The organism is Kribbella sp. VKM Ac-2568 (genome assembly GCF_004345365.1).
GTDB classification, from domain to species: Bacteria; Actinomycetota; Actinomycetes; order Propionibacteriales; family Kribbellaceae; genus Kribbella; species Kribbella orskensis.
In genome coordinates, this window is the sequence record NZ_SLVF01000002.1 from 12,668 (window position 1) to 38,323 (window position 25,656).

A 25,656-nucleotide genomic window follows, 5' to 3' on the forward strand; every position below is an offset into this window, starting at 1 on the left:
CGCCGGGTACACAAGAATGCCCCGGTCAGGCCGCTTCTGCCCTGAGGGCCTGGAAAAGGGTTGCTTCGGTGATTCCGACATGTTCCAGCATGATCCTGTTGCGCTCCGCCTGGGTAGAGCCCAGCGCGGCCATCTCCTGGTAGAGGGTGCCGACCTCCGTTCCGCCGTACTTCGTGAACAGGTAGTCCACGGCGAGCCAGGACAACGGGTACGAGCTGGTCGAGTTCTGGAAGAAGAGGTTGTCGACGGGCAGCGACTTCGCCTTCGCCAGGTACTTGGTCCGGACCTCCCGGCGGTAGTTGTCCAGCGCCAGGTTCGTCGCGCCGTCCATCGGCAGGAACTCGACGTACGTCGCCGCCCCCTCGACCAGCCACCGCGGCGCATACGGCCCGTACGGCGCGGTCGCGACGTGGGTGAACTCGTGCGCCAGGGTGCGGGCGTCCACCCTGGACCGGTTGCGCGGGTTGATCACCACGTAGGAGTCGGCCCGCTCCCCCATCCCGCTGACCTCTCCCGGCAAGGTCCGGTAGACCCAGGTCGCCATCGCCAGCGCGTCCTCGGCGTTCTTCGGCAGGGTGTAGTCGGCACCGCGGACCACCTTGTCGTCGAGCGCGATCACCACGCCCGAGCCGGTCCAGCCGCTCGGCCAGCTCTTGCTGACCGCCTTCACCGCGCTTCCGGCCTTCGCGAGCAGGCTGTCCGCGAGCCTGGTCTGGCCGCGTTCGACCACGACGAGCACCCTTGGGGCGCGTTTGACCAGGACCTCCCCGATGTCCCAGGCCTCCTGGTGCGACCCGCGCGGCAGCAGATGGTCCAGGTCCGTGTCGGACACCAGCATCCAGCCGCCGTTCGGCTTCTCGGTGAAGGTGTAGCCGAGCATCGTCCGGACGGGCTGCGGGTCGATGCCCTTGATCTGGTACGCCATCGCCACCGCGACCAGATACGTCGACGGGCCGTACTTGTCGACCAGCGTCTGGTCGAACTGCTCGCGCAACTGCTCGTACCGCAGGCTCGCGAAACCGAACTGCCTCAGATTGCTGAAGAGCAGTTTCTGCCGGGCGACCAGGCTCTTGTTACCGGGGTCGACGTTGGCGAGGAACCCGGCCGGCTTGTTCAGCCGGACAGCCTCGGCACGAGCGGCGAGCACCTTCTCCACCCCTGCGGAGCGCGCGGCCAGGTCGAGGCTCGCAGTACTGCCGGGTCCGCTGGCTATCGCTTTGTCGGGGCGGTCAGAGGAGCCGGAAAGGTGCAGGGCCAGCCCACCTGCGGTGGCACCCGCAACAAGGACCAGCGACAGGAGCAGCGGCCAGAGGCGCCGTCGCCGCGGAGCCGCGGAGTGACGCGCCCGGCCGGGCTCAGGCGCTGCCCGGCCTGCCGCTCGCGGTGTCTGGCTCACTGGTGATCGCGTCCCCCTGATGCTTGGCGATCATCTCTATCACGTCCCGAGCCAGGCCCTGGCCCGTCAACCCGATGGCGGTCAGCACCGCGTCGCGCTTGGCGTGGTCGAGGAATTGCTGCGGGATCCCGAAGTCCCGGACCGGCGTGGTGACACCCGCGTCGCGCAGCGCCTGGCAGATCGCCGAGCCGCAGCCGCCGGCCCGGCCGTTGTCCTCGATCGTGACGACGTACTTGTGCTTGCCGGCCAGTTCGACCAGCTTCGGATCGACCGGCTTCACCCAGCGCGGGTCGACGACCGTGACGCCGAATCCCTGGTCCTGGAGCCGGGTGGCCACGTCCACCGCGGTGGCGGCCATCGAGCCGATCCCGACCAGCAGGACGTCGGCACCGGCGGTGACGCTCGTGCCGGTCTTCACGAGTACGTCGCAGTCCCCGACACGGTCGATCGCCTCGATGTCGGGGAACACCTCGCCCTTGGCGTACCGCAGTACGGTCGGGGCGTCCTCGACCTCGATCGCCTCGTTCAGCAGCTCCCGCAGCCGGGAGCCGTCGCGCGGCGCGGCCAGCCGGAGGCCGGGGACCAGCTGCAGCAGGGACATGTCCCACATGCCGTTGTGGCTGGCTCCGTCGTCACCGGTGACCCCGGCGCGATCGAGCACGAAGGTGACACCGCACTTGTGCAGCGCGACGTCCAGCAGCAACTGGTCGAAGGCGCGGTTCAGGAAGGTCGCGTACAGCCCGACGACCGGGTGCAGACCGCCCATCGCGAGACCCGCGGCGCTGGTGACGGCGTGCTGCTCGGCGATGCCGACGTCGAAGATGCGGTCCGGGAACTCCTGGGCGAACGGCGCGAGCCCGGTCGGGTGCAGCATCGCCGCGGTGATCGCGACCACGTCCGGCCGCCGGTGCCCGATCTCGACGAGCTCGTCGGCGAAGACCTCGGTCCACCCGCGCGGCTTGTTCTTCGGCCGGACCTGGTGGAAGTTGTCCTCCTCGTCCTGCTCGGCCGCCGCGTACCCGAAGCCCTTCTGGGTCACCGCGTGCACGATCACCGGGCCGCCGAACGCCTTCGCCTTGGTGAGCGCGTCCTCCATCGCCTGCCGATCGTGGCCGTCGACCGGCCCGACGTACTTCAGGCCGAGGTCCTCGAACATGCCCTGCGGGGCGAGCATGTCCTTCAGCCCCTTCTTCACCCCGTGGAGCACCTCGTACATCGGCGGGCCGACGTACGGCGTGCGGCCGAGGTTCTTCTTGATCAGGTCGAGGATCTTCTCGTACCGCGGGTTGGTGCGCAGGCTGGTCAGGTGGGTCGCGAGGCCGCCGACGGTCGGGCTGTACGAGCGCCCGTTGTCGTTCACGATGATGACCAGCTTCAGGTCCTTCGCGGCGGCGATGTTGTTCAGCGCCTCCCAGGCCATCCCGCCGGTGAGACCGCCGTCGCCGATCAGCGCGACGACGTGCCGGTCCTCACCGCGCAGCCTGTACGCCTTGGCCAGGCCGTCGGCGTACGACAGAGAGGTCGAGGCGTGGCTGTTCTCCACCACGTCGTGCTCGGACTCGGCCTGGCTCGGGTAGCCGGACAGGCCGCCCTGCTGGCGGAGCGAGTCGAACTGCGGCGCGCGGCCGGTGAGCAGCTTGTGCACGTAGGTCTGGTGACCGGTGTCGTAGACCAGCCGGTCACGCGGGGAGTCGAACACCCGGTGCATCGCCAGGGTGATCTCGACCATGCCCAGGTTCGGGCCCAGGTGGCCGCCGGTCCGCGAGACCGTCTCCACCAACACGTCACGGATCTCCGTGGCCAGCTCACGGAGCTGATGATCGGTCATCCCCCTGAGGTCCGCTGGTCCTCCGACCGCCTCCAGCACGCCCATCGAGCTCCTCCGCAGGTTGTCCTCGAATGCTTGAGTCTATGCACCTCCCCGTCCGTTTCCGAACGTGACCTGGCTCTCGGACGAATCTCACACTCCGGGACACCCTCGCGTGGAGCCTCGTCGCTCGTGATGTCGGCCTCACCTACAGTGATCGACATGGAGCCAGACCGGGGCCGGTGGGGTGGGCAAGCATGGAGATGGTGAGGACACTGTTCTGCAAGTACGACGGGCGCCCGCACCGGCTGCTGGAATCGATCAAGCTCGGCGAGGACGAGCACGGCCTCTGGGTCGGCTCGGTCCCCGGCTCCCGCGGCCAGCGCGCCGACGGCAGCTGGGTCTCCATCGACCACCACCGGGTTCGCCTCTACCCCCGCGGCGAATGGTGGAGCGCCCTCTTCAACGACGCTCCCCACCCGACCGAGGTGTACTGCGACATCACCATGCCCGCCGAGTTCGGCGTCGACTCGGTGACCACCGTCGACCTGGACCTGGACATCCGCCGGTACCGCGACGGCCGGGTCGAGGTCATGGACGAGGACGAGTTCGAGTCCCACCAGCAGCTCTACGCCTACCCACCCCAGGTGATCGCCGCGGCCCGCGCCTCCTGCGCCTGGGTGGTCGCCAACATAACCTCCACGGAACCCTTCATCACCACCTACAAGACCTACCTTGAGAGGCTCCGCTCCCTGGCGCTCACTTCGTGAGCTGCGGCCGCGATCTGCCGGACGAGGACAGCGGTCATGACTGCGGGTTGGCGCCCACCCGGTGGCACCATGAAGGCAGGCACGGGGCGGACCTGCTGAAGAGCTGAGGTGGCCGGAATGACCGAGCCAGATGGGCACTCGATGACACTGGGGCAGACGGACCTTCGTGTGTCGCGGCTCGGCATCGGGGCGATGGTCTGGGGTGACATGTCGACCGCACCGCGGTGGAATCCTGCTCGTAACGTCTACGGTCCGACCAGCACGGCCGAGGACCAACGAGCGGCGCTGGAGGTGAGCCTGGCCGCCGGCGTGAACTTCGTCGATACCGCGGCGATGTATGGCAAGGGGGCTTCCGAGCGCCGGGTGGGTGAGCTGACCACGGGGGAGGACGTGGTGGTGGCGACGAAGTTCCCGTTCGGATTCTTTTCCCGTGCCAGCAGCCTGCCGGCCATGCTGGAGGACAGCCTCGCCCGGCTGCAGCGGACGCGGATCGACCTCTATCAGGTCCATTTCCCCTTCCGGTGGATGTCCATCCCGACGTTGATGAACCTGATGGCAGACGCTGTCGAGGCGGGGAAGGTCCGCACCGTTGGTGTGAGCAACTACAGCGCCGAGCAGACGCGTACCGCGCACGCCGAACTCGCTCGGAGAGACTTGGTGCTCGCCTCCAACCAGGTGCAGTACTCGCTGCTGCACCGGGCCCCCGAGACTGACGGCGTACTCGGCGCGTGCCGGGAGTTGGGCATCACTCTCATCGCCTACATGCCGCTGGCCTCGGGTGCGCTGACCGGCAAGTACTCGGCCGCCACCCGACCGGCCGGATGGCGGCGCTACAGCGGCGCATTCCGCGACAAGAACCTGGTGAATCTGAAGCGAGTGGCCGATCTGCTCGGCGAAATCGGTGGCCGCCACGACAGGAGTCCCAGCCAGGTCGCCCTGCGGTGGCTGATCCAGCAGGACGGCGTGCTGCCCATTCCCGGCGCCAAGAACGCAACTCAGGCCGCCCAGAACGCCGGAGCACTCACCTTCACGCTGGACGACGAGGAAGTGGAAGCGCTCAGCCAAGCGACCATGGCGAACGGTCGGTGAGCTCGAGTAGCCCGATCGCGTCCAGCGCGATCCCTGTGCCGCGACCTAGCCGGTTGAGGGTCTGGCACATCCACAGGCAGTCCTTCGGCGCGGCAGTGCGCAGTCTTAGCTGGCGGGTCTGCATCAGAGCCATCCGCAGCGCGGTCAGCCGGCCGGTCTGGCGTTCGACCGTGGCGAAGTACAGCAGGCGCAGGTCGTCGCGGTACTGCTCGTAGCCGGCGATGCCTTCATAGTCGTCGATCAGGTCGCCGCAGCCGTAGAGCACGAGCCGGTCCCGATAGATCTCGATGGGCTGCGGATGGTGCGCGGAGTGTCCATGTACCAGGTCCACACCGCCGTCGACCAGCCGGTGAGCGAATCGGACCTGTCTGGGCGCGACGGCGTACGTCCAGTTGGGTCCCCAGTGGACCGAGGCGATGACAACGTCGCCGCGACGCTTCACCCGTGACACCTGCGCGGTGATCGCGGCCGCAGTGTCGTCGGACAGATCGGGAAGCAGGGAGATACCGGGACGGTTCGCACTCGCCGCCCAGCTCCTCGGTACGCCGCTCGACGTCGTGCCGAAGGAGAACACGACGACCCGCCCACCATCGCCCGGCACTATCACGGGCTGGGCTGCCTCCTTCGCATCCCGACCCGCGCCCGCGACTGAGATCCTTGCCCGGCTCAACACGTCGAGCGTCTCCTCGAGTCCGCTGATACCGAAATCGAGGACGTGGTTGTTGGCGAGCGAGCAGACGTCCGGCCGGGCAGCAGACAGGGCGGGCAGGTTGTCAGGGCTCATCCGGTAGTGGACGCCCTTGCCGGTGGCGAAGTGCTCGCTCCGGGTGACACTGGTCTCCAGGTTCACCAGCCGTACATCGGGCCGCAAGCGGTCGAGGATCACCAAGGCGTCTCCCCACGGCCAGGAATAGCCGACGGGCCGCGGGATCGGACCGTTCACGGCCTCTGCCAGCTCGACGTAGGTGCGGGCGTCGCGGACGGAGCGCTCACACAACGTCGGGTCGCCCGGATATGGAAGGATCTGGTCGACCCCTCGGCCGAGCATCACATCGCCGCCCAGGAACAGCGTCACAGTGCCGTCGAGCACAGTTCCTCTCTAGAATCCACCGTGCTGTCGTCGGGGGCTAAGAGAGCATGTGCGGGGCGTGGTCAGGCTCGTGTTCCCAGCGCAGCCGGCTCGAACCGAAGCCCGCGGCGTGGACGCCCTCGTGGCCGATCGGCCGACGGCAGTAGTAGTGCGGCGAATAGAGATCGCGGCAGGAATCCTGGTATCTGGTGTAGGCGAACTCGAGGTCGAGCCGGTTGTCACTGCTCATGAAAGTCGCTCTCGTGAAGATCTGCCCCCTCATCTGCAGTATGACCAGGCCATGGTTACCACCGTATTTCGCCGCGGTCACGAGTAAATCTCCAGCGCGACGGGAGCCGGGCTGGTGGCCCCGCTCCCGTCCTGACGGCTACTTGATCAGTCCGTGCGGGTCGAGCACGTACTTCCGAGCCGCTCCCTTGTCGAAGTCCGCGTACCCCTGTGGCGCCTGGTCCAGCGGTATGACCGTGGCGTTCACGTTCTTCGCGATCTGCGTGCGGTCGTTCAGGATCGCCATCATCAACTGGCGGTTGTAGCGCATGACGGGGCATTGCCCAGTCGTGAACGCCAGGGACTTCGCCCAGCCGAGGCCGAGCCGAATCGACAGCGAACCGGTCTTCGCGGCATCGTCACTCGCGCCGGGGTCTCCGGTGACGTAGAGCCCGGGGATGCCGACCGCACCACCGGCTCGCGTGACTTCCATGACCGTGTTGAGCACGGTCGCCGGCCGCTCCGACCCGGAGTCGCTGCCGTGGCCGTGGGCCTCGAAACCGACTGCGTCGACGGCACAGTCGACCTCCGGTTCACCGAGGATCTGTTCGACCTGGTCCCTCGGTTCACCTGCCGCGACGTCGACCGTCTCGCAGCCGAAGCTACGGGCCTGCTCCAGCCGTTCCTTCTGCAGGTCGCTGACGATGACGACCGCGGCGCCCAGCAGGAATGCCGAGGTGGCCGCGGCAAGACCGACCGGACCGGCCCCGGCGATGTAGACGGTGGAACCAGTCCCGACGCCGGCGGTGACGCAGCCGTGGTACCCGGTGGGGAAGATGTCCGACAACATCGCCAGGTCGCGGATCTTCGCGAGCGCCTGGTCCTTGTCCGGGAACTTCAGCAGATTCCAGTCGGCGTACGGCACCAGCGCGTACTCCGCCTGGCCGCCGACCCAGCCGCCCATGTCGACATACCCGTACGCCGAACCCGGCCGGTCCGGGTTCACGTTCAGGCAGACGCCGGTCTTGCCCTCCTTGCAGTTGATGCATCGTCCACACGCGATGTTGAACGGGACCGACACCAGGTCGCCGACCTTGATGAACTCGACGTCCCGGCCGACCTCCGCCACCTCACCGGTGATCTCATGGCCGAGAGCGAGTCCTGGTGGCGCCGTCGTCCGGCCGCGCACCATGTGCTGGTCGCTGCCGCAGATATTGCTGGCGACGACTTTGAGGATCGCCCCGTGCGGGACCTGCCGTCCCACGTTGGCGGGATTGACCCCTGGACCGTCCTTGAGTTCCAGGCTCGGGTAGTCGATCGTCTCGACCGCCACGTCCCCTGGTCCCTTGTAGATAACTGCCCTGTTGGCTGGCACGAGTAGTGCTCCTCTCCGCGGAAAGCTCCGTCGCTGAACGCTGTGGAGTCCTGCGATACGACCTGCTGCGATGTCCGATGGAGCAGCGGCATCACCAACTCATACATCCGAGTTCGACAGGCCTCGCTGTTTCGATCGCGGACCGCGACCGCGCTGTGGTTGAGCGATGCGGTCATCGCCTGCCCCGTACCAGGTGAGTCCCCACCCGACAGCGAACCCCTGCGTTGCAAAGGTCGGCGCCGTTCCGAGGGATTGATCCCGACGCTAGTCCCCGTCCACCGACCCCGTCAACGCACCGTCGTTCGCTATCCGGGTGCCCGAAACCCCAACTGATACTGGCTCCTTCGGAGACGGACCCGCCTCGAAGATGCGCTGCCACCACAGCGTCGAACCCGAGGTATGCGGGCCCCAGGAAGTCATGCAGAGGCGCTTGGTGAACCAGTCCCAGTACGCCGTTGAGCTCGGTGTCTTCGATCCGTACGTCGAGCGCCCAGCCGGGATTGCCGAGTGTCGCGATCCTGATCCCTTCGGAGTGTTCCCAGTCACCGTCGCAGTGGATCGCAAACCAATCGATCAGGAACTCGAGGGCACCTGATGTCATCGAGGAATCTCCCATGACTCAGCTTCGCTCCCTGACCCGCGCGGACTGAGGGTAAGGGAGCGATGGGCTACGAGCCGCAGGCGTCTTGGCCTGGGTAGTCTTCGCAGAGTTTGAATGAGCCGGCTACTCCGGCGTACAGGCGGAGGTCGTCGAGGCGGCCGGTGAAGGACTTGCCTGTTGTGCGGGCGGCGCCGACCACGGTGTTGCCGGCCCGGGGCGGGGTGGCCGTGTAGCGCTCGGACGAGCCGTCGGATGCGCGGAGGTCGACGGTCAGCCCCAGCTCGCCCGCGGGGTCGGACGCGCTGGCCGGCTTGCCGTCGTAGGAGCCGGCGAGCAGGTGCCAGCCGGCCACCGACTCCCGGTCGACGGTCGCGATCGCCACCGTCTCGGCGGCAGACGCTACGTCACCGCGGGCGAAGATCCACTGGCTGGTGAACTCGTCGACCGGCTTGTACTCCAGCCGCCAGGTGTCCTTCCCGGTCGTGCCCTGACGCGCGATCACCATCGGCTTGGCCGGATCGCCGATCTTCACCCTGGCCGCGACCGTGAAGCTCGTGCTGCCGTCGACCACGGAACGGTTCAGCGTCAACGACTCACGCGACCGGCCGGTCAGCTCCAGCACCCGCCCGTACTCCGGATCGTCGACGAAAGCGCCGGCCGGGCTGCCGAAGCCCGCGAGGGTGAGATCCGCTCCGCGCACTGCTTCCGCCGTCCGCCAGACGTGATCGGTGCCCTGGGCGGCGTCGTCCAACGGCCAGTACGCCGCGCCGCCGGATGCGATCCGGTCGTTGCCACTCGAGCCGATCCGGGGGTCGACGAGACCGGGGATCTCGTCGGCGACGAGCACGCGCTGCCAGAGGTTGATCTGGTCGAGCGAACCCGCGAACCAGCCGCTGAGCGCACCGGAGTACTTGCCCCGGCCGATCATCAGCGGACCGGCGGCCCGCCACGCGGGGGTCGTCGAGGAGGTCGTCGACTGCTGGAGCCGTCCGTTGACGAACAGCTGCAGCCGGCCGGTCGCGGCGTCGTACGTGCCGATCAGGTGAGCCCAGGCACCGTTGATCGGAGCTTCCTTGGAGGCTGCGCGGTACAGGGTCGGGTTCTTGGCGTCCGCGGAGCTGCGGGCGAAGACCCAGCGCCTGGCGGCCGCGTCGTAGAAGAGGGCGAAGGCGTTGCTGTCAGTACCGGTCACCGCGGCGACGACGCCCCGCTTGGTGCTGTTCGTCGGGCGCGCCCAAGCGGAGATGGTGAAGCTCTGGGACGTGTCGACCACCGCATCGCCGGCCTGCGCGAAGTCGTCCACGCCATCGAGCGCCACCGACCCGTTTACCCGGCCCTTGCCGTCGAATGCCGTGCCACCGCCGAGGTTGAGCGGATGCGTCAGGCCCGGGCCGTCTGCTGCCGTAATACCGGTGCCGTCGTCGAAGCCCCATGAACCGAGTGGTCCTGGCCGCGGCCCAACGTTGAACAGGAAGGACGCGGTCGTGCTGAACTGACCGAGCTCGTTGATGCTCTGAACGTCGAGCCTGTTCCAGCCCTGGTCCGGCGGCGCGAGCGTGATTGTGACGGTGTTCCCATCGATGGACTCGGCTCCCGTGCCGATGAAGCCGTACTGGTGCCGGACCACGTCGGGTGAGGTGGCGATGAAGGTGAAGGTGACCGACTCACCCAGTACTGCGGTCTCCGGGCAGACGGTCTGGTCGAGGCAGTTGGTGATCTCGGTGCCGTGGTAGGTCGCGGTGATCACCGGAGGCGTCGGCGGGACCGGCGGGTCGTCCAGCGTGGTCGCGGCGGCCTGGAGGCCAGTTGCTGTTGCGATTGCCAGCGCGACGGCTCCGATAGTTGCCGTTCGCCAATTCGACAGCCAAAGTCGCGGCGCTCCCCACCTGGTCATGCAGCCCTCCCGGACAGAGCCGTCCCAGGCTCCTGCAGCCGGGCGGCCGGATCATCCTTGGTCACCTGCGCGGGTGCGTCTAGAGAGATCCCAGAAGTTGCAGCAACGTGCAGAACCTGTAACGCCGAAAGAATTAGCGGCCGAGGAGCTTGTACGCCGCTTCGGTGGCGGTCTTCTGGGGCTTCCACCAAGTCGGGTTCGCGCGGTACCAGTCGATGGTCGCGGCCAGGGCGGTGTCGAAGTCCGGGTACGTCGGGGTCCAGCCGAGCTCGGTGCGCAGTTTGGTGGAGTCGTTGGAGTAGCGCAGGTCGTGGCCGGGCCGGTCGTCGACCAGGAGGTAGTCGTCCGCGGGGAGGTCCATCAGGGTGAGGATCTTCTCGACGATCTGGCGGTTGCTGCGTTCGTCGCCCGACCCGATCAGGTAGGTCTCGCCGATCCGGCCGTCGGCGATGATGCGGTGCACCGCGTCGTTGTGGTCGTCGACGTGGGTCCACTCGCGGACGTTCTCGCCGGTGCCGTACAGCTTCGGCTTGTCGCCGAGGAGGATGTTGGTGATCTGGCGCGGGATCAGCTTCTCGACGTGCTGGTACGGGCCGTAGTTGTTCGCGCAGTTCGACAGCGTCGCGGCCACGCCGTACGAGCGGACCCAGGCGCGCACCAGCAGGTCGGAGCTCGCCTTGCTCGCGGAGTACGGACTCGACGGGTCGTACGGCGTCTGCTCGGTGAACTGGTCCTCCGAGTCCAACGGCAGATCGCCGAACACCTCGTCGGTGGAGATGTGGTGGAACCGCTTCTCGTGCCGGCGGACCGCCTCGAGCAGGGTGAAGGTGCCGACGATGTTGGTGCGGATGAACGGCGACGGGTCGTTCAGCGAGTTGTCGACGTGCGACTCGGCGGCGAAGTGCACCACCAGCTCGGTACCGCGGACGAGGTCGTCGACCAGGTCGGCGTCGCAGATGTCACCGTGCACGAAGGTGATCCGCTCGGACACCGGATCGAGGTTGCGCCGGTTGCCGGCATAGGTCAGCTTGTCCAGCACGGTGAGCTCGACGTCCTCGTCACGGCGGACCGTGTCGTGCACGAAGTTCGCACCGATGAAGCCGGCTCCCCCGGTCACGAGCATGCGCCGCATGCGGTGAGGATATCCAGTACGGCGGTGACCGTCGCCGCCGGTACGGTGACGCCATGCGCAACGTCCGGGTGGTCTACCGCAAGTACGACGAGAGACTGCACTGGCACCAGTGGATGGAGTACCTGGGCGAGGACCAGTACGGTCTGTGGCTCGGTGCCCGGCCGAACTCCGTGTCGCAGCGCGGTTCCGAGCCCGAGGTGTCCCAGCCGCAGGCCTACGTCCAACTGTTCCCCCGGGATCGCTGGTTCACCGCGCTCTTCAACGACGAGCCGCGGTCGACCGAGATCTACGCCGACATCACCACGCCGGTGGAGTTCGGCGACGACGTCGTCACGATGGTGGATCTCGACCTCGACGTGATCCGGAAGCGCGACGGGCAGGTCATCGTGGACGACGAGGACGAGTTCGCCGAGCACCAGGTGCAGTTCGGCTACCCGCCCGAGGTGATCGCCCAGGCCCAGGCGACCTGCGACTGGCTCTTCACCGCGGTGACCACCGAGGAGCCGTTCCTCACGGTCTACAAGACCTACCTCGACAAGGTCCGCTGACCTTCACGGGTCGCGATGTTTCACGGGACCCGATGGAGGGTCAGCGCCGGGTTGGTGCCGACGCTCAGCGCGAAGAAGGCGCAAAGCTCGCGGACACGGCCGCCGATCAGCGGATCGCCCGGCCGCTGCTTGGCCACCCAGTCCAGGCCCGGCCACGAGGTCGACCAGCGCATCTATGACCCCCAGTGATCATGATGTTCCGGTGCGCACGCGCTGGACGACCTCGGTCCGGGAGAACAGATCACGCTCCCCACCCGTTCGCGGAGCCTGCGCTCCGCTGTGGGCGAACCAGGTCACGAGCGAGGTCGTCGCCTGCCAGACTGTGCCGGTGGATATCGCGATCGAGATCGTTGCCCTGGTTGCCGTGGTCGCGGCCGGTGCGGCGCTCGCCCGGCGGATCGGGATCTCGGCTCCCCTGCTCCTGGTCGTCGTCGGCATCGGGTTCTCGTACCTGCCGTTCGTACCGCGGGTCGAGCTCTCCCACGAGGTCGTGCTGGTCGGGTTCCTGCCCCCACTGCTGTACTCGGCGGCGATCAAGACCAGCCTGGTCGACTTCTCCAAGCACCGCCGGTCGATCGGCCTGCTGTCCGTCGGCCTGGTCGCCTTCACCACCGTCGGCGTCGGCCTGGTCGCCTACTGGTTGTTCAACGTGGGCGCCGAGGCCGATGGTCAGGAACGGCTCCCGCTCTGGGCCGCCTTCGCGATCGGCGCCGTCGTCGCTCCCCCGGACGCGGTCGCGGCCACGGCGATCGCGAAAAAGGTCGGACTCCCCCGCCGGGTGGTGACGATCCTCGAGGGCGAGAGCCTGGTGAACGACGCGACCGCGCTGGTCTGCCTGCGGACCGCGCTCGCGGCCGCCGCGGTGACGCCCACGGTCCTGGAGGTCGGTCTCGACTTCCTCCGCGCGGCCGGCGGCGGCGTACTGGTCGGCTTCCTCGTCGCGATCGTGCTGGCCAAGATCCGCAAACGATTCACTGATCCGGTGCTCGACACCACGCTCAGCATGACCGCTCCGTTCATCGCGTACGTCGCGGCCGAGAACCACTACGTGCATGCATCCGGGGTGCTCGCGGTCGTGGTGACCGGCCTGATCCTCGGGCACAAGGCGCCGATCATCCAGTCGGCCGCCTCCCGGATCTCCGAGCGGACCAACTGGCGCACCATCCAGTTCCTGCTCGAGAACGCCGTGTTCCTGCTGATCGGGCTGCAGACCCGCTGGATCCTGGACGATGTCTCGAGGAGCCCGTTGTCGGCCGGGACCATCGCGCTCGCCACCATCGGGGTCTTCCTGGCGGTCGTGCTGCTCCGGCCGATCTGGGTCTTCCCGACGACCTACCTGTCCCGGCGGATCCTCGGCCGGTCCCGGCCCGGACCGGTGAGCTGGCAGAGCCTGGCGATCATCTCCTGGGCCGGGATGCGCGGCGTGGTCACCCTGGCGGCCGTGTTCATCCTTCCGGTGGACACGCCGCACCGTGAGGTTCTCGTCTTCATCGCCCTGATCGTCACCGCCGGGACGCTGCTGCTGCAGGGTTCGACGCTGCCCTGGCTGGTCCGCGTGATGCGGCTGCCGGGCCCCGATCCCGCCGAGGACGCGCTCCAGGAGGCGGCGGTCCTGCAGGGCGCGCACAAGGCGGGCGAGGAGGAACTCGACCGGATCGCCCGGCCGGACGACCCACCAGAGGTGATCGACCTGCTCCGGCAGCGCGGTGAGGCCCGCGCCCTGGCGGCCTGGGAGCGGCTGGGACGGCCCGAGACGGAGTACGAAACGCCCAGTGAGGCTTATCGTCGGCTCAGGACCGCGATGCTGCAGGCTGAGCGGGAACACATCCTGAAGGTCCGGGACGAGGGCCTCGTCGCCGACGAGGTGTTGCAACGGGCCCAGATCGCACTCGACATCGAGGAGTCCATCTTGGACCGGGCAGAGGCCGACGACGTCGGCGGACAGTCAGAGGACCTTCGCGTACCGCCGTCGCCGGCCGGCGCCTGCGAGCACTTGGAGAAGGCACCGATGGTGCTGACCCCCAACACGCCCGAGGGCTGCGAGGAGTGCCTCGTCGACGGCAGCACCTGGGTACACCTGCGGCTGTGTCTGGGGTGCGGCCACGTCGGCTGCTGTGACTCCTCGCAGGGGCGCCACGCCAGCAAGCACTTCTCCAGCGCCCAGCACCCGGTGATGCGGAGCTTCGAGCCGGGTGAGAACTGGCGCTGGTGCTTCGTGGACGAGAAGCTCGGCTGATGGCGGACTGCCTGTTCTGCTCGATCATCGCCGGCTCCACGCCCGCCCACATCGTGCTGGACACCCCCGAGGTGGTCGGCTTCCTGGACATCCGCCCGGTGTTCAAGGGCCACACCCTGCTGGTGCCGCGCGAGCACATCGCGACGATGGTGGAGATGCCCGACGAGCTCACTGTGCCGCTGTTCGGCGCCGCCCGCTCGATCGCGGCCGCGGTCCGTACGGCGTACTCCGCGCAGGGGTCGTTCGTCGCCGTGAACAACGTGGTCTCGCAGTCCGTACCGCACCTGCACGTCCACGTCGTACCGCGGACCAAGGGCGACGGCCTGCGCGGCTTCTTCTGGCCCCGCACCAAGTACGCCGACGACGCCGAGGCCGCGGAGTACGCGACGAAACTCCGCCAGGCACTGGAGGCGTAGCTCCTCAGGTCACCGGGCGGTCCAGGCGGGTCTCCAGTCGCTGGAGGGCACGCTCGACGGCGGCCCGGACCGCCTGGTCGGGGTCGTCCTGCAGCTCGACCACAGCCTCCGCATGCTCGAACTCGCCGGCCGCGCCGATCGCGCGTACTGCGGCCGCGCGGACGCGAGGCAGTTCGTGGTCGAGCATCGGCAGGAGTGAGTCGACCAGCTGGCCGAGCTCGCGTTGTGCGGTGATGCGGGCGACGTGTTCGCGGACTCGCCACGCCGGGTCGCCGGCCGCCACGAGCAACGCGTCGACCACGTCGTCGCGCCAGACGTAAAGGAAGGCCCGAGCAGCCCAGACGCGGACCCAGTAGAAGTTGACCGGGTCGAGCGACGCCCAGCCGCCGGCCGACGGCCCCGTGATCCACTTCAGCTTCGGCAGCAGCGGCCCGAACGCCTCCTCCGGCGAAACCTCGGTCGTCAGCAGTGCGACACACCAGTCGATCACCTCGTCGGTCCCGTGCTTCGCGCACGAACCGCGGATCACCTCCCGCGGATGCTCCCGTTCCTGGACGGCCATAGCTCAGTAAAGCGCGCCGGTCCGACAGTTTCCCAACCCCGGCCGAGGGAAGCGGGCCGCTCAGGCGATCGACCGGATGATCACGACGATCGAGGAGAGCGCGGCGAGGAGCAGCACCGCCTGGCGGAGCCGGGGGCCGTGCAGGCGCCGTTGCAGAGGAACCGCCAGCGCGAAGCCGATCGCCAGGCCCGGGATGAGCGACGCGCCGTACAGGAGTTGGTGGTGCGTGAGCTGCCCGCCGACGGCCAGCGCGGAAAGAGACACGATCGAGCCGACGAGGAAGAACGCGGCCAGGGTCGCCCGCAGGCGCGGCCCTTGCTCATGCTGCAGCACCAGCGCGGCAGGCGGCCCGCCGATCGACGCCGCCGTACCGGACACCCCGGCGACGGCTCCCGCCACGATCAAGCCTCGCCGACTCGGCCGCAGCTTGAGGCGCCAAGCAGTGAGAGCCACGGCCCCCAGCACAACCACCCCGACAACAGCTCCGATGGCCCGGGCCGGCACCCAGGCGAGCACGAGTACACCGAGCGGAGTGGTCGCGACCCGGGCACTCGTCAGCCAGCCGGCCTGACGCCACGCGACGTGCCGCCACTCGTGCGCCAGCGTCATGGAAGGCATCACCATGCCCAGCACGAGCATGGCTCCCGGCATCAGCGTCGGGTCGAGCAAGGCCACCACCGGCGCCGCCACCAGCGACAGCCCGAGCCCGAGCGTCCCCTGGACCATCGCGGCCACAATGACAGCGAAGCCGCCCAGCAGCAGGATGTGTAGATCCATGCTGCGGGCGGCCTCTCCGTCGGTATCAGCCTGTACGACGTACGCCGTACAGGGGCAGGGTCAGCTGGCGATCAGCGAGCGGAGCACGTACTGCAGGATGCCGCCGTTGCGGTAGTAGTCCGCCTCGCCCGGGGTGTCGATGCGCAGGACCGCGTCGAACTCCTTGACCGAACCGTCCGTGCCGGTGACCCTGACGTGCAGCGTGCGCGGGATCTCGCCGTCGTTCAGCGCCGTGACACCGGTGATGTCAAAGGTCTCCTCGCCGGTCAGGCCGAGGGACTCCGCGTTCTCGCCCTCGGGGTACTGCAGCGGCAGGACGCCCATGCCGATCAGGTTCGACCGGTGGATCCGCTCGAACGACTCGGTGATGACCGCCTTCGCGCCGAGCAGCGCCGTACCCTTCGCGGCCCAGTCGCGGGACGAGCCGGAGCCGTACTCCTTACCGGCCAGGATCACCAGCGGCGTACCGGCGGCGACATACGCCTCGGAGGCCTCGTAGATCGACGTGACGGGCGCGTCGTCCTTGGTGAAGTCGCGGGTGAAGCCGCCCTCGGTGCCCGGCGCGATCTGGTTGCGCAGCCGGATGTTGGCGAACGTGCCCCGGATCATCACCTCGTGGTTGCCGCGGCGCGAGCCGTAGGAGTTGAAGTCCTTGCGGTCCACGCCGTGCTCGGCCAGGTATTTGCCGGCCGGGCTGTCGGCCTTGATCGAACCGGCCGGGGAGATGTGGTCCGTGGTGACGGAGTCGCCGAGCTTGGCCAGCACCCGGGCGCCGGCGATGTCGGTGACCGGCGACGGCTCCTTCGCCATGCCGTCGAAGTACGGAGGCTTGCGCACGTACGTCGAGTCTGCGTCCCAGTCGAACGTCTTGCCCTCGGGCGTCGGCAGCGACTGCCAGCGCTCGTCACCGGCGAACACGTCGGCGTAGTCCTTGGTGAACATCTCCTTGTTGATCGAGGAGGCGATCACCTTCTCCACCTCGTCCGCGGCCGGCCAGATGTCCTTCAGGAACACGTCGTTGCCGTCCGTGTCCTGGCCCAGCGCGTCGGTCTCGAAGTCGAAGTCCATCGTGCCGGCCAGCGCGTAGGCGATCACCAGCGGCGGCGACGCGAGGTAGTTCATCTTCACGTCCGGGTTGATCCGGCCCTCGAAGTTGCGGTTGCCGGACAGCACCGAGACGACGGCCAGGTCGGCTTCCTGCACGCCCGCCGAGACCTCCTCGGGCAGCGGACCCGAGTTGCCGATGCAGGTGGTGCAGCCGTAGCCGACCAGGTGGAAGCCGAGCTTCTCCAGGTACGGCGTGACGCCGGCCTTATCGTAGTAGTCGGTGACGACCTTCGAGCCCGGCGCGAGCGACGTCTTCACCCAGGGCTTGCTCGACAGACCCTTGTCGACGGCGTTCTTCGCCAGCAGCGCGGCGGCGAGCATCACCGACGGGTTCGAGGTGTTGGTGCAGGAGGTGATGCTGGCGATCACGACGTGGCCGTGGTCGAGCTCGACCTCCTGGCCGTTCATGCTGATCTTCGTCTTCTTCGACGGACGGCCGTTGGCGCCGTGCGGCACGTGCGGCTCGTCGTTCACGTTGCCGTGACCGTTCGGCGCGTCGCTGGCTGGGAAGCTGCCGGTCTCCGACGGGTCGACGTCGAGCTCCTCGGTCGCGTAGTCGGTGAGCGCCCCGCGGAAGGCTTCCTTGGACTCGCTCAGCGCGACCCGGTCCTGCGGCCGCTTCGGGCCGGCGATCGACGGCACGACGGTGGACAGGTCGAGCTCGAGGTACTCCGAGAAGCGCGGCTCGACCGACTGGTCGTGCCACAGGCCCTGCTCCTTGGCGTATGCCTCGACCAGCGCGACGTCCTGGTCGGACCGACCGGTGAGACGCAGGTAGTCCAGGGTGACATCGTCGATCGGGAAGATCGCACAGGTGGAGCCGAACTCCGGGCTCATGTTGCCGATAGTGGCGCGGTTGGCCAGCGGCACCGCCGCGACGCCCTCGCCGTAGAACTCGACGAACTTGCCGACCACACCGTGCTTGCGCAGCTGCTGGGTGATGGTCAGGACGACGTCCGTCGCGGTCGCTCCGGCCGGCACCGAGCCGGACAGCTTGAAGCCGACCACCTTCGGGATCAGCATCGAGACGGGCTGGCCGAGCATGGCCGCCTCCGCCTCGATACCGCCGACGCCCCAGCCGAGCACGCCGAGGCCGTTCACCATCGTGGTGTGGCTGTCGGTGCCGACGCAGGTGTCCGGGTAGGCCACGCCGTCGCGGACCATCACGGTGCGCGCCAGGTGCTCGATGTTGACCTGGTGCACGATGCCGGTGCCGGGCGGGACGACCTTGAAGTCGTCGAAGGCGGTCTGGCCCCAGCGCAGGAACTGGTACCGCTCGCCGTTGCGCTGGTACTCGAACTCGACGTTGCGCTCAAAGGCGTCCGGGCGACCGAAGACATCGGTGATGACCGAGTGGTCGATGACGAGCTCAGCCGGAGCCAGCGGGTTGATCTTGGCCGGGTCGCCACCGAGCTCGGCGACCGCCTCGCGCATGGTGGCCAGGTCGACGACACACGGCACGCCGGTGAAGTCCTGCATGATCACCCGGGCCGGGGTGAACTGGATCTCGGTCTCGGGGGCCGCGTTCGGGTCCCAGCTGCCGAGCTTGGTGATGTGGTCGGCGGTGATGTTCGCGCCGTCCTCGGTGCGCAACAGGTTCTCGAGCAGCACCTTGAGGGAGTAGGGCAGCGTCTCCGCGCCCTCGATTCCCGCCAACCTGAAGATCTCGTACGACTGTCCGCTGACCTCGAGTGCACCCTTGGCACCGAAGCTGTCGACGCTGGCCATCAACCTGCTCCTCTATCCGGTCCTGTTCGCTGAAGCCATCCTGCCGAGCCGCCGGCCCGGCCGGGAGATCAGGCTGCCCTAACCTCCCGCCCCGCAAAGTCTCTCGACATCAAGATACACGACATCGAGTCATCACGTCGCACCAGGTTCACCGCATCACGCCCGCGTACTCCCGGCAACCCGCCACACCCGCCGAATTCGGTTGCCGGTGTACGGCGCGGGCTGCTGGACTGCTGGCCACCTTGAGCCGATCGGAGTACCAACGCCGTCTGGTCGCCACCTTTGTCCGCTGGACGTGGATGCGGGCGGCTCTGCACCGCGGCTGGTGGCTGGTCGCCGGCGTCTACCTGGTGTTCGACGCCGGCCTGACCGAGTCGGAGCTCGTGCTGATCGGCTCCGCGCAGGGGTTGTTCGCGCTGGTGAGCGAGGTGCCGGCCGGAGTACTCGCCGACACCATCAGCCGGAAGTGGTCGCTGGTGCTGTCGCAGGTGCTGATGGGCACGGCGATGCTGACCACCGGGCTGGTCACCTCGTTCCCGCTGCTGCTCGGGACGCAGGTGCTGTGGGGTTTGTCGTGGACGTTCGCGAGCGGTTCGGACATCGCCTGGATCACTGACGAGCTGGACCAGCCGGACCGGATCGCGGCAGTCCTGTCCCGGGCGGCCCGGGCTGAGCTGACCGGCGCGGCAGTGGGACTCCTCGGGATCGGGGCACTGGCGTGGGCGACCTGGCGCGACCTCGCGATCGTGCTCGCCGGGTCGGCCATGCTGCTGCTGGCGTTCTACGTCGGGTTCCGGTTCACCGAGGAGCGGTTCATGCCGACCCGCGACGCGCGGTGGTCGGCGTCGTGGACGATCTTCCGCCGCGGTCTCGCCCTGGTACGCCGGAGTCCGGAGATCTTGCGGATCTTCCTGGCCACGTTTCTGGTCAACGGGGCTGTCAACGCGGGCGGGCGTCTTGCGCCGAAGCAACTGGTTGAGCTGGGACTGCCCGAGCTTGATCCGATCGTCTGGTTCACGGCGCTCGGGTTCATGGCGCTCGTGGTCGGCGCCGCAGTGCTGCGGATGGTGGACAAGCGGCTCGACGGGCAGCACGCGCGCCACTCCTACGGTGTCTCCGCCGCTGTGGGGGCAGTTGGGATGGCGGTGCTCGCGTTCGCGCCCGGCGCGGTCTGCGGGAGTGTCGCGCTCGTGGTCGTCTCGGGGATCGCCGCGCCGCTGACCCGGCTGATCGCGACGATCTGGGTCAACGCGCGCACGACGAGCGAAGTACGGGCTACGACGCATTCGTTCCTCGCCCAGGCCGAGTACCTGGGCGCGGTCATCTGCGGGCTGTCGATCGCGCTGATTGCCGGCGTCGCCGGCCTGCCGCTCGCCCTCGCCGGGTCCGCCGCGCTGTACGCCGTGACCGGGGTACTGATGCGGCGGCCGGCGAGGGGCTGAGTCAGGAGACGTGCGGGAGGACCTCGGCGGCGATCAGGTCGAGGTGGTCGAGGTCCGCGAGATCCATGATCTGGACGTACTGCCGCTGCGAACCCGCCTCGGCGAACCGGCCCAGCCGGTCGACGACCTGCGCCGGAGTACCGGCGACGGCGTTCTCGATCAGCTCGTCAGCGTCACGGCCGATCGCCGCGGCGCGCTGCTTGACCTGCGCGTCGTCCTTGCCCACCACAACGGTGTGGGCGGTCGAGAGCGCCAGGGTCTGCGGGTCGCGCCCGATCGCCCGGCAGGCCTCCTGGACGCGATCGAAGAGCACCTGCGTCTCCTCGACCGACCGGAAACCCGCATTGAACTCGGCCGCGTACTTCGCCGCGAGGGCCGGCGTCCGCTTCTTGCCCGCGCCACCGACGATGACCGGCGGGTGCGGCTGCTGCACCGGCTTCGGCAGCGCCGGGGAGTCTTTCAGCTGGTAGTGCTTGCCGGCGAAGTCGTACTTCTCCCCCAGCGGCGTGTCCCACAGTCCGGTGATCAGCTCGAGCTGCTCGGTCAGCAGGTCGAACCGTCCCGGCGTATCCGGGAAGTCGAGGCCGTACGCCGCGTGCTCCGCCTCGTACCAGCCCGCGCCGAGGCCGAGCTCAGCGCGTCCGCCGCTCATCTGGTCCACCTGCGCGACCGAGATCGCGAGCACACCGGGGTTGCGGAAGGTGGCCGAGCTGACGAGGGTGCCGAGCTTGATCCGGCTCGTCTCGCGGGCGAGGCCGGCCAGCGTGATCCACGCGTCGGTCGGACCAGGGAGGCCGTCCTGGTCCCCCATCACCAGGTAGTGGTCGGAGCGGAAGAAGGCGTCGAAACCGCACTCCTCCGTCTTGCGCGCGACCGCCAGCAGGTCGTCGTACGAGGCGCCTTGCTGGGGTTCGGTGAAGATCCTGAGCAACATGCGGATAACGCTATCTCGCCGTCGTGTACAACTTCTCCAGGTATGACGGTTGCCAGTCCGGGCCGCGGTCGTTCAGCCGCCGGACCAGCCCGAGTACGTCGAGCCGCGGCTCCACCGGGTTGTCCCACCAGTCGGGCACCTGGTCGTACCACCGGTCGATCCGCACGGTCCGCCCGGCCGCATCGACGCGCGCGAACAGCCAGCCGCCCTGCTCCCTCTGCGACTCGGCCAGCCACAACTCCCCGAGCAACCCACTGAGCCGCTCAGCCCCGTACTGCGGGTCGTCGACGTCCGGCGGCTCGAGATCGAACCGGTAGGACGGCGCCGCCGGATCCAGTACCTGCACCTGGATCGTGAAGCCGGACGGCACGATCTTCGTCCGAACCCGGCACCACTCCCGCAAGGCCTTCAACGCCTCGGACTCCTTGGGCCGCGGGCGAGGACGCTCGTACTCAGCTCGCATGGCTTCCTCGATAGACCCAGGCTCAGCCTCGACCTCAGCCGCCTCACCCCCGACAACACCCAGCCCCGGAATATCCACGGCCGAACTCGCCGGCGGCGCCACCAACTCCTCCCGCCGCCCGGCAGCCTCCGCCCGCTCGGGGACCCCCTCAACCTCAACCTCAGACGCCCCGGCAACACCAAACTCCGGACCACGACCCGCTTCAAATGCCGCCTGCTCCGGGTCAGGAACCACCTCACGTTGCGCCTGGTGCAGGTCAGGAACCACCTCACGTTGCGCCCGGTGCAGGTCAGAAACCGCCCCACCCTTCGGCTTTGCCGCCCAGGCGGAGCCCGCCTCAGCCTCCGCCGCCTGCCCCGGGGTCTCCGCCCAGGCAGAGCCCGCCTCAGCCTCCGGCATCTGCTCCGGGTTTCCTGCCCAGACCGAGTCCGCCTGAGCCGGCTGCTCCGGGTCCACCACCCAGGCCGAGTCCACCTCAGGCGCCTGTTCCGGGTCTACCGCCCAAGCGGGGTCAGCCCCAGCCTCCGGCCCCCTTTGGGCGGAGACCTCCTGCTGCCAGGCCTCAACCTGCACTCCAGCTTCACCGGTCGGCCGGTCGTCGGCACCGGGTGCGAAGTCCTCTATCGGCCCGAACGGCTGCCGCTCCATGGTGTCGTCCAGCGCAGACCGCTGCCAGAGCGGACCTGCCTCCTCCGATCCCAAGCCGGCGTCGTGCACCGCATCCGGCTGCCGAGCATCCGGCTGCTCACGATCGAGCTGCTCGCGATCCAACTGTCCGCGATCGAACTGTTCACGATCGAGCTGTTCGCGACCGGCCTCCGGCTCGCCGGAATCGTCCGCGGCGAGATCCGAAGAGTCGTCCTGGATGGGTTCGAGCTGGGCCGTGATCTCGACTGCGGACTGCTCACCCCAACCACCATCAGCCTGGTCTCGGGGCGCTACAGCTTCCGGCGCCACGGCTTCCGGCGTGGTCGCTTCCGACGCCACGGCTTCCGGCGCAGGGGCTTCCGGCGCGACGGGCGGCTGCTGGTCGGGTTGCTCGGTTCGGCCGGGCTCGTGGAAGGGGCGAGGGCCGATCTGAACGGGCGCCGCGAGCGACCTGAGTGCGGCCAGTTGCTCGGCGTTGTAGCCGGTCATCGGCCGCAGGTCGTCCAGGTTGAACGGTTCCTCGACATCCCTCAGAGGAGCCTGTGACTGCCCCTCGGCAGCCCCCTGCGCGGCACCCGACGCGTCGGCCTGGTGATCGGGCGTGGAAGGAGCGTCGGCCGCGTACGGGGCGTTGGTCCGGGCAGGATCGTCGATCGCCTCGGCGGGTGCGACCGGCGCTGGCGCGGTGGAGGCCGGATCCTGGGCAGCGGGTGACGTCGGAGTTGGGCCGGGCGCCGGGGCCGTCGGAGTGGGGCTGGAGGCCGGGGGCGTCGGAGTTGGCCCAGGGGCCGGGGCCGTGGTGGGCGGCGGGAGGTCGGCGAGCTGGTCGGCGGTCCAGTCGGCGTCGCCGAGGATCTCGTCGTGGAAGAGCTGGCCGTCGAGCTCGTACGCGTACTCCCCCGGTTTCAATTCTTCTGGGGTGATGCTGCTGAAGCCGTTGGGTGGGAGGTCGCGGCTGGTGGGGCCGTCCGCGGTGGCGAAGGGTGACGGGCCGGAGGGGTAGTACTCGTCTTCTGCCGGGTCGCCGGAGTCCAAGTCGGCGTACAGTACCGCGGCGATCTCAGCCGTCGGGGCGTCTTCGGTGCTGTTCTCAACAGACTCGTCGCTAGAGGCCGCCTCGCCCGCGGAAGACTCATCAGCGGAAGGCGCGGCGTCCGTCGGGACGATGACGAGGTGTTCCTCGGTCGGCGGCTCCTCGGCCTGTTGCTGGGCGGCCTGTTGCTGAGCGGCCTGTTGCTGGGCGGCAAGGTAGGCGGCGACGTCCTCGACCCATTCGCCGTTGATCCAGGCACCGCCGACCCACTCGCGCTCAGCCGGCGGCTGCTGCCCACGCCTGGGTTGCTGAACAGGTTGCTCGTCGCTCACCTGCTGCGAGGCCGCAACCTGCTCGTCGTCTCCCGAATCCGGCAGTACGTCGAACGCGTCCGTCGGTCCGTCGTAGTCCGGCCGGTCGTCTCCCGAATCCGGCAGTACGTCGAAGGCGTCCGTCGGTCCGTCGTGGTCTGGCCGGTCGCCTTCCGAATCCGGCAGTACGTCGAACGCGTCTGTCGGTCCGTCGTAGTCCAGATGGTCGGGGATGTATTCCGCTTCGTCCGCCGGGACCGGGTCGACTACGCCGATGTCGTCCTCGACGATCGGTGTGGCGGCCGGCGGCCCGTCGTCGGTGGCGGCCGGCGGGGCGATGTCGTCCTCGACGATCGGGGTGGCGGCGGTGTCGTCGGTGAAAGGGGTGAACTCGCTGGTCGCGTCGTCGGCGGCGGACCAGGCCGACGGCTCGGACTGACTGTGCTGATCCGGTTGGGGCGACTGCTCGCGGGCATTCCAGTCCCGCGGCGCGTCGCGGCGTACGTCGGGGGTGTAGGTAGCAGCGGCGGGAGCATCGGCGAAGAGGCTGGCGTAGAAGTCCTCGCCCTCGCCCTCACCACCGACCCGCGGCGGCTCCGAGGACGGCAGCGGTCCAAGTGGTGCCGGCGTGCTCTGCGCGTAGGCCGTCGGATGGGACCGGGGCGGCTCGGCCGGCGGTTGAGGGCGCGGCTCAGCAGTCTCCGGCTCCGGGCCGACCAGGCCGAGGCGGACAAGCGCCTCGCCGTCGTCCTCATCCCGCTTCTTGCGTCGGAATCTCCGCTTGCGTCCGGTGACCCCGTAATCGTCCCCTCGAGGTGCCGGAGCCTCAGCCCCGTACTGCGACTGGGCCGGCGCCGGCCGAGTCGGCTCATACGTCGGCTCCGGCGTGTACTGCGGCTCGGGAGCGAACGGCGAATCCGGCCGGAACGGCAGCTCCGGGGTCAGTGGTTCCGGCGCGAACGGCTCGGCGCCTCCGAGGACCAGATTCGCGTCGTCGCCGATCGGCTGACCCGTGAACGGACTGATCCCCGGCGGGACGACAAAAAGCTCCTCGTCCTCCTCGTCGTCATCCGCCTCATACCCAGCAGCATCCGCCTCGTATCGGCCTGGGTCCGCTCCATACCGACCGGCATCCGCCTCGTACCGGCCTCCGTCCGGCACAGACCGAGCCGCGTCCGGCTCGTACCGACCGGCGTCCGGCTCGTACCGGCCCTCGTCCGGCTCGAACCGCGGCTCCGCCTGAGTCTCAGCAGCCGCAGGCGGTCCAGCCGGAACAACAGCAACGGGAGGAACCGCCGCAGAAGGAGCGGCAGCCGGACCCGCGGTACCGATCACAGGATCGGCAGCTGGCCCATTGAAATGCTCGGCCGCCACCAGGGCCGCCCGCAGATCCGGCTGCTGCGGCGACCTCGGCCCGACCCCGAGCCGGTCGAACAACTCCTGCAGCGCGTGCGGCGTGAGCCCGGTAGACCCCGCGGTACGAATCAGCCGGATCCCGATCGGCAGCAACTCGTCCAGGCCGCCGAGGTAATCAGCCCACTCGGCGGTCCACTCGATCAGCTCGCGTGCGGCTTCCTCGTCCGAGGTCACCCACTCCGCGATCGGCAGGAACCCGTCGTCCAGCGGCTGCCACGGATCCCCCGGATACGAGGCGCGAGCCCACGTCCCGTTGAAGCTACCGTAGACGAACCCCAGCTGCCCCGCCGCGATCCGCCGCTTGACCTCGGGTTGCCCGATCCAGTCCGGCGACCCGGCCAGTAGGTCGGCCTCGGCTGTCCGGCTGTGCTGGGTGTGGAACCCGAACAGCACCGCCCGGCCGCCCCCGAGCTTGACCATGCGCAGGTCGCTGCCGGTCTCGTCCTGGTGGTACCAGCCGTTCTCGTCGGCGTACCAGCGGCGGTCGAAGCCCGTCGCATGGGCGACCGCAGCCAGCGCGGTCCAGCGGGCGCGCAGCTCCTCCGGGTCGTCCAGGTCGACGAGCGGCATCGGGTCTCCTGCTCAGGTGCCAATCCAGCTCAGGCGGCCCCAACTGAGGGCCCGCTCCGGCTCCGGGGTCAGATCCAGGCCAGAACGGTACCCGAGACGCCGAC

At 68.7% G+C, this 25,656-nt stretch carries 20 protein-coding genes; 6 read left to right on the top strand and 14 right to left on the bottom strand.

Annotation, left to right across the window (positions count from 1 at the left end; all coding sequences use genetic code 11):
- Positions 1 to 25: 25 nt before the first annotated feature.
- Both EV648_RS03975 and dxs read right to left on the bottom strand, forming a co-directional pair.
- Positions 26 to 1,396 carry a hypothetical protein gene (locus EV648_RS03975; RefSeq protein WP_241994874.1) on the bottom strand — a complete coding sequence of 457 codons (1,371 nt, stop codon included), beginning with the start codon at positions 1,394 to 1,396 and terminating at the stop codon, positions 26 to 28.
- On the bottom strand, positions 1,356 to 3,269 hold the full coding sequence (gene dxs / locus EV648_RS03980) for a 1-deoxy-D-xylulose-5-phosphate synthase (RefSeq protein ID WP_132285149.1): 1,914 nt from the start codon (positions 3,267 to 3,269) through the stop codon (positions 1,356 to 1,358). Before dxs ends, EV648_RS03975 begins: the two co-directional genes overlap by 41 nt.
- A 191-nt stretch (positions 3,270 to 3,460) precedes the next feature.
- On the opposite strand from dxs, the gene EV648_RS03985 reads away from it, so the two are divergent.
- Together EV648_RS03985 and EV648_RS03990 are read left to right on the top strand one after the other, a co-directional pair.
- Positions 3,461 to 3,973: a DUF402 domain-containing protein gene (locus EV648_RS03985; RefSeq protein WP_241994875.1), complete on the top strand. Its 513-nt coding sequence runs from the start codon at positions 3,461 to 3,463 to the stop codon at positions 3,971 to 3,973.
- A gap of 117 nt (positions 3,974 to 4,090) precedes the next feature.
- Positions 4,091 to 5,062, top strand: coding sequence for an aldo/keto reductase (locus EV648_RS03990; RefSeq protein ID WP_199234424.1), 972 nt, complete (start codon positions 4,091 to 4,093; stop codon positions 5,060 to 5,062).
- On the opposite strand, the gene EV648_RS03995 is transcribed toward EV648_RS03990, so the two are convergent.
- The 6 genes from EV648_RS03995 to rfbB all read right to left on the bottom strand — a co-directional run bounded on the left by EV648_RS03995 (position 5,031) and on the right by rfbB (position 11,361).
- A complete protein-coding gene (locus EV648_RS03995; protein ID WP_132285151.1) occupies positions 5,031 to 6,152 on the bottom strand; it encodes a CapA family protein in 1,122 nt (373 codons plus the stop codon). The two genes, EV648_RS03990 and EV648_RS03995, sit on opposite strands and share 32 nt — an antisense overlap.
- Before the next feature lie 37 nt (positions 6,153 to 6,189).
- The gene (locus EV648_RS04000; RefSeq protein ID WP_132196091.1) at positions 6,190 to 6,381 is read right to left on the bottom strand and encodes a hypothetical protein; all 192 of its coding nucleotides are present in this window, start codon (positions 6,379 to 6,381) and stop codon (positions 6,190 to 6,192) included.
- A gap of 138 nt (positions 6,382 to 6,519) precedes the next feature.
- The gene (gene fdhA, locus EV648_RS04005) at positions 6,520 to 7,734 is read right to left on the bottom strand and encodes a formaldehyde dehydrogenase, glutathione-independent (protein WP_132285153.1); all 1,215 of its coding nucleotides are present in this window, start codon (positions 7,732 to 7,734) and stop codon (positions 6,520 to 6,522) included.
- Positions 7,735 to 7,906: 172 nt separating this feature from the next.
- A complete protein-coding gene (locus EV648_RS45035) occupies positions 7,907 to 8,350 on the bottom strand; it encodes an Imm53 family immunity protein (RefSeq protein WP_132285155.1) in 444 nt (147 codons plus the stop codon).
- A 52-nt stretch (positions 8,351 to 8,402) separates the two neighbouring features.
- Complete coding sequence (locus tag EV648_RS04015; RefSeq protein WP_132285157.1) at positions 8,403 to 10,229, bottom strand: LamG domain-containing protein; 1,827 nt, start codon at positions 10,227 to 10,229, stop codon at positions 8,403 to 8,405.
- Between the two features lie 133 nt (positions 10,230 to 10,362).
- Positions 10,363 to 11,361: a dTDP-glucose 4,6-dehydratase gene (gene rfbB, locus EV648_RS04020; protein ID WP_199234425.1), complete on the bottom strand. Its 999-nt coding sequence runs from the start codon at positions 11,359 to 11,361 to the stop codon at positions 10,363 to 10,365.
- A gap of 53 nt (positions 11,362 to 11,414) precedes the next feature.
- On the opposite strand from rfbB, the gene EV648_RS04025 reads away from it, so the two are divergent.
- A complete protein-coding gene (locus tag EV648_RS04025) occupies positions 11,415 to 11,909 on the top strand; it encodes a DUF402 domain-containing protein (protein ID WP_132285159.1) in 495 nt (164 codons plus the stop codon).
- 20 nt (positions 11,910 to 11,929) lie between these two features.
- On the opposite strand, the gene EV648_RS42415 is transcribed toward EV648_RS04025, so the two are convergent.
- Positions 11,930 to 12,082 (bottom strand): hypothetical protein, encoded by a 153-nt coding sequence (locus tag EV648_RS42415; protein WP_158293893.1) that lies wholly within the window; start codon positions 12,080 to 12,082, stop codon positions 11,930 to 11,932.
- 155 nt (positions 12,083 to 12,237) lie between these two features.
- Between EV648_RS42415 and EV648_RS04030 the strand changes: the two genes are divergently transcribed.
- Both EV648_RS04030 and EV648_RS04035 read left to right on the top strand, forming a co-directional pair.
- A complete protein-coding gene (locus EV648_RS04030; RefSeq protein WP_132285161.1) occupies positions 12,238 to 14,145 on the top strand; it encodes a Na+/H+ antiporter in 1,908 nt (635 codons plus the stop codon).
- Positions 14,145 to 14,561, top strand: a complete 417-nt coding sequence (locus EV648_RS04035) for an HIT family protein (RefSeq protein ID WP_132285163.1) — start codon at positions 14,145 to 14,147, stop codon at positions 14,559 to 14,561. The genes EV648_RS04030 and EV648_RS04035 overlap by 1 nt, the downstream gene beginning before the upstream one ends.
- 4 nt (positions 14,562 to 14,565) lie before the next feature.
- On the opposite strand, the gene EV648_RS04040 is transcribed toward EV648_RS04035, so the two are convergent.
- The 3 genes from EV648_RS04040 to acnA are packed head-to-tail and all read right to left on the bottom strand — an operon-like array spanning position 14,566 to position 18,735.
- Positions 14,566 to 15,123 carry a HEAT repeat domain-containing protein gene (locus EV648_RS04040; RefSeq protein WP_132285165.1) on the bottom strand — a complete coding sequence of 186 codons (558 nt, stop codon included), beginning with the start codon at positions 15,121 to 15,123 and terminating at the stop codon, positions 14,566 to 14,568.
- Between the two features lie 60 nt (positions 15,124 to 15,183).
- Positions 15,184 to 15,900, bottom strand: a complete 717-nt coding sequence (locus tag EV648_RS04045; RefSeq protein WP_132285167.1) for a sulfite exporter TauE/SafE family protein — start codon at positions 15,898 to 15,900, stop codon at positions 15,184 to 15,186.
- 60 nt (positions 15,901 to 15,960) lie between these two features.
- Positions 15,961 to 18,735, bottom strand: a complete 2,775-nt coding sequence (acnA, locus tag EV648_RS04050) for an aconitate hydratase AcnA (protein ID WP_132285169.1) — start codon at positions 18,733 to 18,735, stop codon at positions 15,961 to 15,963.
- Between the two features lie 242 nt (positions 18,736 to 18,977).
- Between acnA and EV648_RS04055 the strand changes: the two genes are divergently transcribed.
- The gene (locus tag EV648_RS04055) at positions 18,978 to 20,177 is read left to right on the top strand and encodes an MFS transporter (RefSeq protein WP_241994876.1); all 1,200 of its coding nucleotides are present in this window, start codon (positions 18,978 to 18,980) and stop codon (positions 20,175 to 20,177) included.
- 1 nt (position 20,178) lies between these two features.
- On the opposite strand, the gene EV648_RS04060 is transcribed toward EV648_RS04055, so the two are convergent.
- Entirely contained in the window at positions 20,179 to 21,111 is a 933-nt protein-coding gene (locus tag EV648_RS04060) for an LLM class F420-dependent oxidoreductase (protein WP_132285171.1), read from the bottom strand.
- Positions 21,112 to 21,121: 10 nt separating this feature from the next.
- Entirely contained in the window at positions 21,122 to 25,552 is a 4,431-nt protein-coding gene (locus tag EV648_RS04065; RefSeq protein WP_132285173.1) for a hypothetical protein, read from the bottom strand.
- Between the last annotated feature and the right edge of the window lie 104 nt (positions 25,553 to 25,656).